The sequence below is a fragment of the Mesorhizobium sp. YL-MeA3-2017 genome, from assembly GCF_030814575.1.
In the GTDB taxonomy this organism is placed as follows: Bacteria; Pseudomonadota; Alphaproteobacteria; order Rhizobiales; family Rhizobiaceae; genus Mesorhizobium; species Mesorhizobium terrae.
Window position 1 is genome coordinate 2,727,769 of record NZ_JAUSVH010000001.1, and the last position, 12,584, is coordinate 2,740,352.

Annotated in this window: 13 protein-coding genes; 6 read left to right on the forward strand and 7 right to left on the reverse strand. The window is 63.5% G+C overall.

Features of this window, described 5'->3' with window-relative positions; genetic code table 11:
- Positions 1-60: 60 nt before the first annotated feature.
- Positions 61-2,145 (forward strand): putative bifunctional diguanylate cyclase/phosphodiesterase, encoded by a 2,085-nt coding sequence (locus QFZ88_RS12995; RefSeq protein ID WP_024923145.1) that lies wholly within the window; start codon positions 61-63, stop codon positions 2,143-2,145.
- 75 nt (positions 2,146-2,220) lie between these two features.
- Entirely contained in the window at positions 2,221-2,862 is a 642-nt protein-coding gene (locus QFZ88_RS13000; RefSeq protein ID WP_024923146.1) for a LysE family translocator, read from the forward strand.
- On the opposite strand, the gene QFZ88_RS13005 is transcribed toward QFZ88_RS13000, so the two are convergent.
- From QFZ88_RS13005 to QFZ88_RS13025, 5 genes are all read right to left on the reverse strand, one after another.
- Positions 2,834-3,316: a hypothetical protein gene (locus QFZ88_RS13005; protein WP_024923147.1), complete on the reverse strand. Its 483-nt coding sequence runs from the start codon at positions 3,314-3,316 to the stop codon at positions 2,834-2,836. The genes QFZ88_RS13000 and QFZ88_RS13005 overlap by 29 nt on opposite strands.
- Positions 3,313-4,545 carry a 23S rRNA (adenine(2503)-C(2))-methyltransferase RlmN gene (gene rlmN, locus QFZ88_RS13010; RefSeq protein ID WP_024923148.1) on the reverse strand — a complete coding sequence of 411 codons (1,233 nt, stop codon included), beginning with the start codon at positions 4,543-4,545 and terminating at the stop codon, positions 3,313-3,315. Before rlmN ends, QFZ88_RS13005 begins: the two co-directional genes overlap by 4 nt.
- 210 nt (positions 4,546-4,755) lie before the next feature.
- Positions 4,756-5,259, reverse strand: a complete 504-nt coding sequence (locus tag QFZ88_RS13015; protein WP_024923149.1) for an invasion associated locus B family protein — start codon at positions 5,257-5,259, stop codon at positions 4,756-4,758.
- Between the two features lie 265 nt (positions 5,260-5,524).
- Positions 5,525-5,887 carry a YkvA family protein gene (locus QFZ88_RS13020; protein WP_024923150.1) on the reverse strand — a complete coding sequence of 121 codons (363 nt, stop codon included), beginning with the start codon at positions 5,885-5,887 and terminating at the stop codon, positions 5,525-5,527.
- A 107-nt stretch (positions 5,888-5,994) separates the two neighbouring features.
- The gene (locus QFZ88_RS13025) at positions 5,995-6,291 is read right to left on the reverse strand and encodes a 4a-hydroxytetrahydrobiopterin dehydratase (protein WP_024923151.1); all 297 of its coding nucleotides are present in this window, start codon (positions 6,289-6,291) and stop codon (positions 5,995-5,997) included.
- A gap of 55 nt (positions 6,292-6,346) precedes the next feature.
- Here QFZ88_RS13025 and QFZ88_RS13030 point away from each other — a divergent pair, with 55 nt between their 5' ends.
- A complete protein-coding gene (locus tag QFZ88_RS13030; RefSeq protein ID WP_024923152.1) occupies positions 6,347-6,865 on the forward strand; it encodes a low molecular weight protein-tyrosine-phosphatase in 519 nt (172 codons plus the stop codon).
- On the opposite strand, the gene thpR is transcribed toward QFZ88_RS13030, so the two are convergent.
- Together thpR and QFZ88_RS13040 are read right to left on the reverse strand one after the other, a co-directional pair.
- On the reverse strand, positions 6,769-7,365 hold the full coding sequence (gene thpR, locus QFZ88_RS13035; protein WP_024923153.1) for an RNA 2',3'-cyclic phosphodiesterase: 597 nt from the start codon (positions 7,363-7,365) through the stop codon (positions 6,769-6,771). The genes QFZ88_RS13030 and thpR overlap by 97 nt on opposite strands.
- Before the next feature lie 116 nt (positions 7,366-7,481).
- The gene (locus tag QFZ88_RS13040; protein WP_024923154.1) at positions 7,482-8,120 is read right to left on the reverse strand and encodes an arylesterase; all 639 of its coding nucleotides are present in this window, start codon (positions 8,118-8,120) and stop codon (positions 7,482-7,484) included.
- Positions 8,121-8,183: 63 nt separating this feature from the next.
- Between QFZ88_RS13040 and QFZ88_RS13045 the strand changes: the two genes are divergently transcribed.
- The 3 genes from QFZ88_RS13045 (at position 8,184) to QFZ88_RS13055 (ending at position 12,482) form a co-directional block, all read left to right on the forward strand.
- On the forward strand, positions 8,184-8,882 hold the full coding sequence (locus QFZ88_RS13045) for an ABC transporter ATP-binding protein (RefSeq protein WP_065998129.1): 699 nt from the start codon (positions 8,184-8,186) through the stop codon (positions 8,880-8,882).
- Between the two features lie 10 nt (positions 8,883-8,892).
- Positions 8,893-11,463: an ABC transporter permease gene (locus QFZ88_RS13050; RefSeq protein ID WP_036254987.1), complete on the forward strand. Its 2,571-nt coding sequence runs from the start codon at positions 8,893-8,895 to the stop codon at positions 11,461-11,463.
- Between the two features lie 239 nt (positions 11,464-11,702).
- Positions 11,703-12,482 (forward strand): Bax inhibitor-1/YccA family protein, encoded by a 780-nt coding sequence (locus QFZ88_RS13055; RefSeq protein ID WP_024923157.1) that lies wholly within the window; start codon positions 11,703-11,705, stop codon positions 12,480-12,482.
- The last annotated feature ends 102 nt before the right edge of the window (positions 12,483-12,584 follow it).

Sequence of the window (12,584 nt, forward strand, 5' to 3'; positions counted from 1 at the left end):
TCAACCGGTAATTGACCCGGGCTTTCCTGATCGCCTCCCATCCAAGGTCCTCTGATCCAGATGCGCGTCATCTCCTGCATCGCCACGGAACATAATCTGTGGCTCGTCCTGCTCGCCGCTTTCCTGTGCGTCACCGGCTGTTGGGTCACCTCCGGCCTTTTCCAGCGCACCAGGAAAACCGATGGCATCCAGGCCAAGGGTTGGCTGGTTTTGACGGCGGTTGCCGCCGGCTCGTCGATCTGGTGCACGCATTTTGTCGCCATGCTGGCCTATGATCCCGGCGCGCCGATCTTCTTCGAACCGCTTCTGACTATGGCCTCGCTGATCATCGCCATCATCGGCACCGGGCTCGGCTTCGCCTGCGCAACCAGTGGTGGCCGCTACATGGCGCCTGTCGGCGGCGCCATCGTCGGCCTGGCGATCTCTGCGATGCACTATACCGGCATGGCCGCCTATCACGTTGCCGGTATCGTCGAGTGGGACAGCGCCTATGTCACCGCTTCCGTTCTGATCGCAATCGCCTTCGGCGCAGTGGCGCTGGCACAGTGGGTGCGCGGACAAAGCCGCAATGCACTCTTCATTGGAACCGGCGTTCTGGTTCTGGCGATCGTCGGCCTGCACTTCACCGGCATGGCCGCGGTTTCGGTGACACCGATGTCCTTCGTCACCGGTGGCACCAATCCCAGCGTCCTCGAAGCGATGGCCGTTTCCGTGGCGATCGTCGGCTTGCTGATCGCCGGCACCGGCGCCGTCAGCTACCTCATCGACGAGCGCATGCGCTTCGAGAATTACGAGCGCTTGCAGCAGCTCGCTCTCAACGATGCGCTGACCGGCCTGCCCAACCGCACCAGCTTCACCGACTATCTGGTCAACGAAATCGAGCGGGCCGCCGAAACCGACGACACCAAGGTCGCGGTGATCGGCATCGATCTCGACCGCTTCAAGGAAATCAACGATCTGCGTGGCCACGCAGCCGGCGACCATGCGCTGAAGACGGTGGCGCGCCGCCTGGCGCGCCTGTTGAAGGACGGCGAATTCACGGCGCGCCTCGGTGGCGACGAATTCGCGGCCATCAAGCGTTTCACCGAGCAAAGCGACCTGCTCGACTTCGTGGCGCGACTGGAAAAGGCGCTGTTTCAGCCGCTGCGTTTCGACGATTTCGAGATCGTTACCGGCGCCAGCATCGGCGTCGCCGTCTACCCGCTCGATGGCGAAGACAGCGAACGACTGGTGAGCAATGCCGACCTTGCCATGTACCGCGCCAAGGCGGACGTGCAGCAGGCGGTCTGCTTCTACGAATCGGCCATGGACGAGGCGGCCCGCGACCGGCGCGCGCTCGCCAACGATCTGCGCCATGCCATCGACCGCGGCGATCTGGCGCTCCACTACCAGTTGCAGGCTTCCGTGCTGACCGGCGAAGTGACCGGCTACGAAGCGCTTCTGCGTTGGCGCCATCCCGAGCGTGGCATGATCCCTCCGTCGGAATTCATCCCGATCGCCGAGGAAAACGGCTCGATCCAGGCCATCGGCGAGTGGGTCTTGCGCACCGCATGCCGGCAGGCAGCGGGCTGGCACAACGGACACAAGGTCGCCGTCAACCTGTCGCCCAAGCAGCTGTCGCACAGCAACCTGCCGAAGCTGATCCACGAAATCCTGCTGGAGACCGGCCTGCCGGCGCGCCGGCTTGAGCTGGAACTGACGGAATCCGCCATCATCGCCGACAAGGCGCGAACCCTGCATGCGCTGCGCCAGATCAGGGCACTGGGGGTTACGATTGCCATCGACGATTTCGGCACCGGCTATTCCTCGCTCGACACGCTGCGTTCCTTCCCGTTCGACAAGATCAAGCTCGACCGCTCCTTCATGGGCGACATCGAACAAAGCCCGCAGGCGAAGGCCATCGTGCGCGCCGTGCTGGCTCTCGGGCGCAGCCTCGAGATCCCGGTGCTCGCCGAAGGCGTCGAGACAAAAATCCAGCTTTCCATCCTGCAACAGGAAGGCTGCAACGAAGCGCAAGGTTTTCTGCTTGGCCGGCCTCAGCCGCTCGGCAAGATCATCGAAGCCAACTTTGGCCCGGAAATCGTCGAGGACGCTATGGAAACCACCGTCTCCGTGCGCCCGCCTTTGAAACGCCTGGGTCGATAGCCCCAGGCAACTGTCTCTGGAGCGGTACAAGCTTATCGGCTATGGCTCGGCTTGCCTGCTGCTGGGAGCCTTTCCATGTCCTTTGTTCCGGACAACACCACGCTGATCCAATTCGCCATCGCCACCTTCATCCTGGCGATTACGCCCGGACCGGACATGACCCTGTTCGTCAGCCGTACGCTGAGCCAGGGCCGCGCCGCCGGCTTCGCCTCGATGGCCGGCGCATTGTCGGGCACATTGATCCACACATCGCTGGTTGTGGTCGGCGTTTCGGCGCTGATCGTCGCCTCGCCGATGGCCTTCTTCGTTTTGAAGATCTTCGGCGCCGGCTATCTGGTCTTTCTCGCCTGGCAGGCGGTCACCAGGGGCTCGGCCTTTTCGCCGGAAAAGAAGGCTGGGCCGCAGATTTCACTTGCCCGCGCCTGGGCGGCGGGACTTGGCGTCAACCTGCTCAACCCGAAGATCATCCTGTTCTTCATGACCTTCCTGCCGCAATTCGTCTCAGCGCACGATCCCAACGCGCCGGGCAAGCTGTTCTTCCTCGGCGCGATGTTCGTGGTGCTGTCCATTCCGGTGACCGCGCCGATGGTGTTCGCGGCGGAGAAATTCTCGGCGGCGATGAAGGCCAGCCCGCGCGTCACGCGCGTGGTGGACTATCTGTTTGCCGGGGTATTTTCGGCCTTCGCGCTCAAGATCCTGACGGCCCAGGCGAAGTAGGCGGATTGTCGTCCCGCCACCAGCTTGCCGCCCACCGTCCCGCGCAAAACCAGTAGACAATGCCGCCGACCATTCCGGCGCCAATCAGCGCCAGAATGACGCGCGTACCGGTGATCATGAAATCCGGATCGCCGGACTGGCGCGAAAAGCCGATAATGGCCGCGGCAACCACGCCGCCGCCCAGCGCATAAAACAGCCAGTCACGGCGGGCGAGCACTTCCGACAACAGGATGAGCAGCGCCGACGGCGCAAAGGCGAAATAGCCTATGAACAAGGAAAGCAGCGGTATGGTCACCACCAATGGGCCGTTCGCCATCAAACGGGTTTCCTCAGCCGTGAAGCCGGCCGAGCCGAGAAACAGCACATTGATGAAGGCACTCGCCGCCAGCGCGGCAATCGCATAGCCGAACAGGATGACGAGGCAACGGACGAAATAGGCCGCGAAGCGGCTCACTCGCCGTGCCCTGCGATCATCATCGCCTCAAGCGCCAGGCGCTCGGATTTCTTCATCCGCTCCGATTCCGACTTCAGCTGGCCGCAAGCGGCCAGGATATCGCGCCCGCGCGGCGTGCGGATCGGCGAGGCATAGCCGGCATTGTTGATGAAGTCGGCGAACTTCTCGATCGTCTCCCAGTCCGAGCACTGGTAGTTGGTGCCGGGCCAGGGATTGAACGGGATCAGGTTGATCTTGGCCGGGATGCCCTTGAGCAGCTGCACCAGCGCCTTGGCATCTTCCGGACTGTCGTTGACGTCCTTCAGCATCACATATTCGAAGGTGATGCGGCGCGCATTGGAAAGACCCGGATATTTGCGGCAGGCGTCGATCAGCTCTTTCAGCGGGTACTTCTTATTGATCGGCACCAGGAGATCGCGCAAATCGTCGTTGGAGGCATGTAGCGAAATGGCCAGCATCACGCCAATCTCCTCGCCGGTGCGGAAGATTTCGGGCACGACGCCGGAGGTGGACAGCGTGATGCGGCGCTTGGACAAAGCCAGCCCATCGCCATCGGATGCAATGAGCAGCGCCTGCTTCACCGCCTCGAAATTGTAGAGCGGCTCGCCCATGCCCATCATGACGATGTTCGAGACCTTGCGGCCCTCGGCCGGCACGATGGCGCCGGCCGGCGTGTCGCGGTCGGGGAAGTCGCCCAGCCGGTCACGAGCGGTCATCAGCTGCGTCAGGATTTCTTCCGCCGTCAGGTTGCGCACCAGCTTCTGCGTGCCGGTATGGCAGAACGAGCAGGTCAGCGTGCAGCCAACCTGACTGGAAATGCACAGCGTGCCGCGCCCTTCCTCGGGGATATAGACCGTCTCGATTTCCACCGGACGGCCGGCGCCGCGCGGTGGGAAACGGAACAGCCATTTGCGGGTGCCGTCGGAAGAAATCTGCTCCTCGACGATCTCGGGCCGCGTGATGGCGAAATGCTGGTCGAGAGCGGTGCGCAGATCCTTCGAGATGTTGAACATCTGCGAGAATTCGGAAACGCCGCGCACATAAAGCCAATGCCAGAGCTGCTGCACGCGCATCTTGGCCTGCTTTTCCGGCACGATGCCGGCGGCGACCAGCGCCTCGGCCATTTCGGCGCGGCCAAGGCCGATCAGCGACGCCTTCTGGGTCGTGCCGGCGCGGGCGGCGAGAGCGGCACGCGTGTTGCCATCGGTGATGTCGAGCGAAAGGGTCATAGCGATCTGGCGTGGACTGTTACGATTTCGGCTAGATAGGGTTCAGGCCGCACATATCACAGCTGCGACATGGCGTCACGATGGTGTCGCATCCAGCATGGCGACAGCCCGTCGAAAACGACCTGTCAGGCCGATCGTTCCCGTTTTTGTCGAAAAACAAAAGCCGGGCGCGTGGCCCGGCCTGTCGTCGGCATGTCTGGAAAGCCGCGCCTACTTGCAGGTGGCGATCGACTGCAGCGCCGCCGAAATGCCCTTCAGCGAAAAGACGTAGGACGTCGGATTGCCGCGACCGGATTTGGCGGTGACCTTCATGTCCTTGCCGGTCTTCATGGCTGCGATCAGCACCGGTTCCTCGGCAGCGTTCTCCACCCAGGCCGACTTGCCCTTGGTGAACATCGAGAACGACTTGTTGTCGATGGTGACGACAGCCTTCGAATTCTGCTGGAACGCATAGCCGGCGATGAACTGCGGCTCGTAGGAAACCTGCTGACCCGGACGCTGGCTGACGAAGAAGAACATGTCGCCGTGGTCGAGCGTCGGCGGCTGCTTGTCGGTCGGCACGGTCAGGACGTAGCAGACCTTGCCGCTCGCAGCCTTGTAGCTGTAGGTGCCCCAGGCATTGTGCTGGCCAATCTTGGTCGCCTGCTGGGCGAGCGCCGGCACCGCCGTGGCAAACAGGGCCAGACCGGTGGCAATAGCAATCAATCCGCGCATTTTCTTTCCTGTATTCCAAACTATGCGGGTGCCAGGCAGGACCCCGCCCGCCGTTTCGCTTTAGTTTGATTTAATCTGGGTTACCAAAGGGTGAACTTTCCGAGGAAAAGAACGCCGCCTTCAGAAACCGTTGCCTATTCCGGGCCCTAGCCGCCTTGCGACAGGGGCCCGCACCCCATGGCAGACATGGAGAGCACGAAAACGGCAAGAATTTGACTGGAGGAAATGGCGCCCGTCATGTCGGGCGCCAGGCGCGACGGTGTCGTCAGTCGTGCTCAGCGATGGCGTCGCGCGCGGCCTGGCGATGCGCCGGCGTGATGTGGGAGCTCACGGCCGTGATCGCCGCCGTCAAAACGGCGATGTCGTCGGTGAAGCCGATACCGGCGACAAAATCGGGAATGGCGTCGATCGGCAGCACGAAATAGGCCAGTGCGCCAAACAGGATCGCCTTGACCTTGACCGGCGTTTCCTTGTCGAGCGCGCAATAATAGGCAGCGACCACGTCCTCCATGAACGGGATCTGTCGTGCCGCCTTCTTGGCCGTGCGCCAGAATTTCGCGCGAACGCTCCTTTCCTGGGCTGGGCCATCGCCCGGGCCGAAGAATTCGTAGCTGCCGTCGCGCACCATCCTGGAGCCCCCGAAACAACGAGGCACCGACTTGGCCTCGGCCGAGATGTGGGAAGTACCGAACCCGCCTGCAAGATGCCGCCCCGCCAAGCGGTACGACCGCCCAATCAGTTGCCGGCGATGCGGTCCATCTTCTTGGCCAGTTCGAAGTCGAGCGCGGTCAGCCCGTCGGCGTCATGCGTGTTCAGCGTGACGTTCACGGTCTTGTAGACATTCGACCAGTCGGGGTGATGGTCCATTTTCTCGGCGGCCAGCGCCGTCCGCATCATGAAGGCGAAGGCTTCCGAAAAGTTCTTGAAATCGAAGGTGCGGGAAATCGACTTGCCGTCAGCGGCAAGAGCCCAGCCGTCCAGTCCGGCCAGCAACGCGGCAACGGCCTCCCGGCTCAATTTTTCTCTCGTCATGTCCTGCTTCCGTGCTATCGCGATTGGGATTGTTGGCAAGATAGCGTGGCAGCCGATGCGCGTGGAACCCCCAAAATCGATCCTGTTTGTTTGCCTCGGCAACATCTGCCGTTCTCCGCTGGCCGAAGGCGTCTTCGGGCACGTCCTGGCGACGCGCGGCATGGACCAGGCCTTCCGGCTCGATTCGGCGGGAACAGGCGGCTGGCATGCCGGCTCGGCGCCGGACCCGCGCTCGGTCGACATTGCCGCGCATCATGGCATCGACATTTCCGGCCAGAAGGCGCGCAAGGTGACGCCTGACGATTTCGACCGCTTCGATCTGATCTTCGGCATGGACCGGTCGAATGTCGCCGACCTGAAGGCCGCGGCTCCATCGTCCGCACAGGACCGCATCCACCTTTTCCTGGAATTCGCCGGCAACCGCGGCAGCGAGGTGCCGGATCCCTATTATGGCGGGTCCGAAGGCTTCGCCTCGGTCTACCGCATGATTCGCGAGGCGTCGGAAACCATCGCGACCCGGTTGGAGGGACGGGCGTCCGCATCCAGCAGCGGCCAGGCCTCTTCCACGACATAGGGGCCGCCGCCGACCGAATCGCGCGACGACATCAGCACGAAACGGCCGACACGGAAGGGCATGGCGGCGAAGTTACCGCGCGCCGAGAGATAGTGGGCGACCTCCAGCGGGCTGGAATTGCGCAGCCGCGCGAGCGTGACATGCGGCGTGAACTTGCGCGGATCGGTCGGCACGCCGAGACGCTGGCAGATGCGTTCGATCTCCGCCTGCAGCGCATTGAGGTCGGGCGAGGGCGCGACGCCGGCCCATACCGCATGCGGCTTCTTCTGTCCGAAAGCGCCGACACCCGACAGCGTCAGCGAAAACGAGGGGCGGTGGACACGGTCCAGCGCATTGGCGACCTCGTCGGCGACATGGCCTTCGACATCGCCGATGAAGCGCAACGTCAGATGGTAATTCTCGACATCGATCCAGCGGGCGCCGGGCAGGCCGCCCCTGAGCAGGGAGAGTGAGAGAGCAGCATCACGCGGAATTTCGAGGGCGGTGAAAAGACGCGGCATGGTAAGCCTCCTGTCCTCGAATCGATCTCTCACCTACAGCGAATCACTGAAAAGCGGCGGGAGCAAGAGGTTTATTTTGGGCGCCGCGCCCATTTCCGTCGATCCGCGCAGCCGGCTCAGGATTTTCCGGCCGTGGCCTGAATGGCCTTTTCGACCGTCGGCAGGATACGCTCGACGATGACATCGATGCCTTTGGCATTGGGGTGCATGCCGTCGGGAAGCTGCAAGGCAGGGTTGCCGGCAACGCCGTCGAGAAAGAACGGATAGAGCGGCACTTCGTATTTCTGGGCGAGCCTCGGATAGAGCGTACCGAACGCCTCGCCATAGGCGTGGCCGAGATTGGGAGCAGCAACCATGCCGGCGAGCAGCACCGGGATTTTGCGCTCCTTCAGTCGCGTCAGCATCTTGTCCAGATTGTCCTCGACCAGCTGCGGGTCGATGCCGCGCAGCATGTCGTTGGCGCCGAGTTCAAGAATGACCAGCCTGGTCCCGTCCGGCACCGACCAGTCGAGCCGCGCCAGTCCGCCGCTCGACGTGTCGCCGGAAACGCCGGCATTGGCGACGGCGACATCATATCCCTTGGCGCGCAAGGCGGCCTGGAGCCTGTCGGTGAACCCTTCGCCGGGCGCCAGGCCGAAGCCCGCGGTCAGGCTGTCGCCGAAGCCGACGATCTGGACTTGTTCGGCCCGGGCGGCTGAAATCGGCATAAGCGCCATGAAAAATGCGACAAAGACGGCGAGATGTTTGAAAGCCATGCGGCAAGCCCCATATCACCGGGACAGTCCCGCCCCGTTTTCTCCATATAGGACAGTTTCGCTTTGACTGAAGCCGTCATCCAGCTGAAGGACGTTTCACTGACCCTTGGCGAGGGCGCCTCGTCGGTGCATGTGCTGAAGGGGATCAGCCTCGATGTCGCGGCGGGAGAAGCCACCGGCATAGTCGGACCGTCCGGCTCGGGCAAGTCCACTTTGCTGATGGTGCTGGCCGGTCTGGAGCGGGTCGACGCCGGCAGCGTGCGCATAGCCGGCGAATTGCTGAACGGCAAAAGCGAGGATCAGATTGCTTCGTTTCGGGGCCGGAACATTGGCATCGTCTTCCAGTCCTTCCACCTCATTCCCAACATGACGGCGCTGGAAAATGTCGCCGTGCCGCTGGAACTTGCCGGCGCCGCCGATCCATTTGGCGTTGCCGCGCGCGAACTGGCGGCGGTCGGTCTTGCGGATCGCGTTACTCACTATCCCGGCGAGCTTTCGGGCGGCGAACAGCAGCGCGTGGCGATCGCCCGTGCGCTGGCGCCGTCGCCGCGCATCCTCATCGCCGATGAGCCGACCGGCAATCTCGATCAGGCGACGGGAAAACAGGTTGCCGACCTGCTTTTCGCCAAGGCTGTGGAACGCGCCATGACGCTGGTGCTGGTCACGCACGATCCCGCGCTCGCGGCCCGCTGCACGCGCCAGATCGCGATGCGCTCGGGCCGGATCGAGGCAGGCGCGATCCTCGCCAGGATCCCGGCTTGAGACCGCGCGGATGAACGGCGCCTCGGTTCCCAATCCTCTGGCACGAACGCTTGCCCTGGCGGTTCGTTTTTCCTTGCGCGAAATGCGCGGCGGCCTGTCCGGCTTCCTGATTTTCATCGCCTGCATCGCCCTCGGCGTCGCGGCGATCGGCGGTGTCAATTCAGTGGCGCGATCGATTTCAGACGGCGTCGCCACCCAGGGCCAGACGCTGCTTGGCGGCGATATCCGTTTCCAGCTCAACCAGCGCGACGCGACCGCGGCCGAGCGCAGCTTCCTGGACGGGCTTGGCACTGTTTCGGAAAGCTCCGGCATGCGCTCCATGGCGCGCCTGATGGACGGCTCCGACCAGGCTCTTGTCGAGGCCAAGGCTGTCGACCAGACCTATCCGCTCTATGGCACGCTCCAGACCGAACCGGCGCTGCCGCGCGAGGCTCTATTTTCGGAGAATTCGGGCGCATTCGGCGCTGTCGCGCCGGACATCCTGTTCGAACGGCTGCATCTGAAGCCCGGCGACCGCCTGAAGCTCGGCAACGCCACGTTCGAACTGCGGGCGATGCTGACCAGCGAGCCGGATGCGGTGTCCGATGGCTTCGGTTTCGCGCCGCGCCTGCTGATTTCCAAGGAAGGACTGGCAGCCTCCGGCCTCGTGCAGCCGGGCAGTCTGGTCGAGAACGCCTACAAAATCCGTTTGCCCGCTCGGGCCAGCGAGGCCGACATCGAGGCCATCCGCCAGCAGGCGACCGACAAGTTCCCCGAGGCGGGCTGGTCGATCCGCAATCGAACCAACGCCGCACCGGCTTTGTCGTCCAACATCGAACGTTTCTCGCAGTTCCTGACGCTGGTCGGGCTCACCGCGCTGGTGGTCGGCGGCGTCGGCGTCGCCAACGCCGTGCGCGCCTATCTCGACGGCAAGCGTTCGGTGATCGCCACCTTCAAGAGCCTCGGAGCCTCGGGCGGCTTCGTCTTCACGGTCTATCTCGTGCAGATCCTGATGATTTCCGGGCTGGGCATTCTGCTCGGCCTGCTGCTCGGCGCGGCCATGCCGTTCGCGGCGAGCGCCGCGCTGCAATCGCTCATTCCCGTACCGGCCGAAGGCGGGTTTTATCCCGGCGCGCTGACCCTTGCCGCGCTGTTTGGCGTCATGGTGACGCTCGTCTTCGCATTGCTGCCGCTCGGTCGCGCCCGCGACATTCCAGCCACCGCGCTGTTTCGCGAGATGGGGTTTGAAAGCCGCGGCTTGCCGCGCTTGCCTTATGTCGCGGCTGCACTGCTCATTGCCGCGGTGCTTGCCGGTCTGGCGGTGCTGCTGGCCCACGATCGTCGCATCGCCGCCATCTTCGTCGGCGCGACCATATTTTCATTTCTCGTGCTGAGGCTGGTGAGCGCGCTCGTCCAGCTTGTCGCCAGGAGAAGCCCGCGCGTCCGCTCCACCGCGCTGCGGCTGGCGGTCGGCAACATTCACCGTCCCGGCGCCCTGACGCCATCCGTCGTGTTGTCGCTGGGACTTGGCCTGACGCTACTGGTCACGCTCGCGCTGATCGATGGAAATCTCAGGCGGCAGATCGGCGGCAGCCTGCCCGAGCGCGCGCCGAATTTCTTCTTCGTCGATATCCAGGCGGCCGATGTCGACGCCTTCTCCGCTCTGGTCGCCAGGGAAGCGCCGCAGGGAACGCTGGCCAGGGTGCCGATGCTGCGCGGCCGCGTGATGGCGCTGAACGGCGTCGCCGTCGACAAGATCGCCGTACGGCCTGAAGGCGCCTGGGTGCTGCGCGGCGACCGCGGCATCACCTATGCAACGACCATGCCCGAAAACGCCACGCTGTCGGCCGGAAACTGGTGGCCGGCCGACTATCAGGGCGAACCGCTGGTGTCCTTCTCGGCCGAGGAAGCGCATGCGCTCGACCTGAAGATCGGCGATACCGTCACCGTCAATGTGCTGGGCCGCAACATCACCGCCAGGATCGCCAATTTCCGCCAGGTGCAGTGGGAGACCATGGGCATTAATTTCGTCATGGTGTTTACGCCCAACACCTTCGCCGGCGCGCCACATTCCTGGCTGGCGACGCTGACGGAAAAGACCGCGACCACGGCCGACGACGCCCGGGTGCTCAACGCGGTAACCCGCGCTTACCCGGCGGTGACGAGCGTGCGGGTCAAGGATGCGCTCGAGATCGTCAATCGGCTGGTCGGCCAGATCGGCACCGCTATCCGTGCCGCCGCCGGTGTGGCACTCGTCTCGTCCGTGCTCGTGCTGGCCGGCGCACTGGCCGCCGGCAACCGGGCACGCATCCACGACGCGGTCGTGTTGAAGACGCTGGGCGCCACGCGCCGCACCCTGATTGCCGCCTTCTCGCTCGAATACATGCTGATCGGCCTCGCCACCGCTGTCTTTGCCTTGTTCGCGGGCGGTATTGCTGCCTGGTTCGTGGTGTCGCGGGTCATGACATTGCCGTGGCAGTTTCAGCCCGAAGTGGCCATCGGCACCATTCTGCTTTCACTCGTCGTCACCGTCGGCATCGGGCTCCTGGGCACCTGGCGGGTGCTGGGCCACAAAGCCGCACCTGTACTGCGTACGTTATGAGCCATGCAAAAATCACGCTGTTTCGGACGATTTTCGGTTAATTCACGGTAAGAAATCGCCAGAAACGGCGCATTTTTCGCCTCTTGGCCCCTTCACGAAGCGTTGCAGGCCGTCACGGTCTTGTTCTTGCCTTCAAGAACCCTCATATTTCGGGCAGGCATGCTGGAGCCCCGCCAGCGGCGCCTGGGCTCCGTTTCGGGAGCCTGACACCCGACGGGGCAGAGCAACAGAGGAATCCCATGTCTGACTTCCGCAACTATCAAACGCGTAGCGTGCCGGCTGGAACCCGTGCCGACGCCGGCATTGATGAAGGCCTGCGCGCTTACATGCTCAAGGTCTATAATTTGATGGGCCTTGGCCTGCTGATCACCGGCATTGCCGCGGTCGGCACCGTCATGCTGGCCACCACCAACAATCCGGCCGCAGCCGTCGCCACGCTGCCGAATGGCGATATGCTGACCTCGTTCGGTTACGCGATCTTCGCCTCGCCGCTGCGCTGGGTGGTCATGCTTGCCCCGCTCGCCGCCGTGTTCTTCCTGTCGTTCCGCGTCCAGTCGATGAGCGTCTCGGCCGCGCAGACCACCTTCTGGGTCTATGCCGGCCTGGTTGGCCTGTCGCTGTCGTCGATCTTCCTCGTCTACACGTCGGCGTCGATCTCGCAGACCTTCTTCGCCACCGCAGCCGCCTTCGGCGCGCTGTCGCTGTACGGCTACACCACCAAGCGTGACCTGACCGCGATGGGCTCGTTCCTGATCATGGGCGTGTTCGGCATCCTGATCGCCATGGTCATCAACATCTTCCTGCAGTCGTCGGCGCTGTCCTTCGCCATCTCGGCGATCGGCGTGCTGGTGTTCGCCGGCCTCACCGCCTACGACACCCAGAAGATCAAGGAGATGTATTACGAGAACGACGATACGCTCGTCGCTGGTCGCAAGGCGATCATGGGCGCGCTGACGCTGTATCTCGACTTCATCAACATGTTCATGTTCCTGCTGCAGTTCATGGGCGACCGCCGCTAAGGCGACACCCTGGACCAGCGAAATCGAGGGGGCGGCCCAACGGCCGCCCCTTTTCTTTTGCGCCTGTTTTTGCTCTCATCTGAGGCAGCAATGATTGGTGCA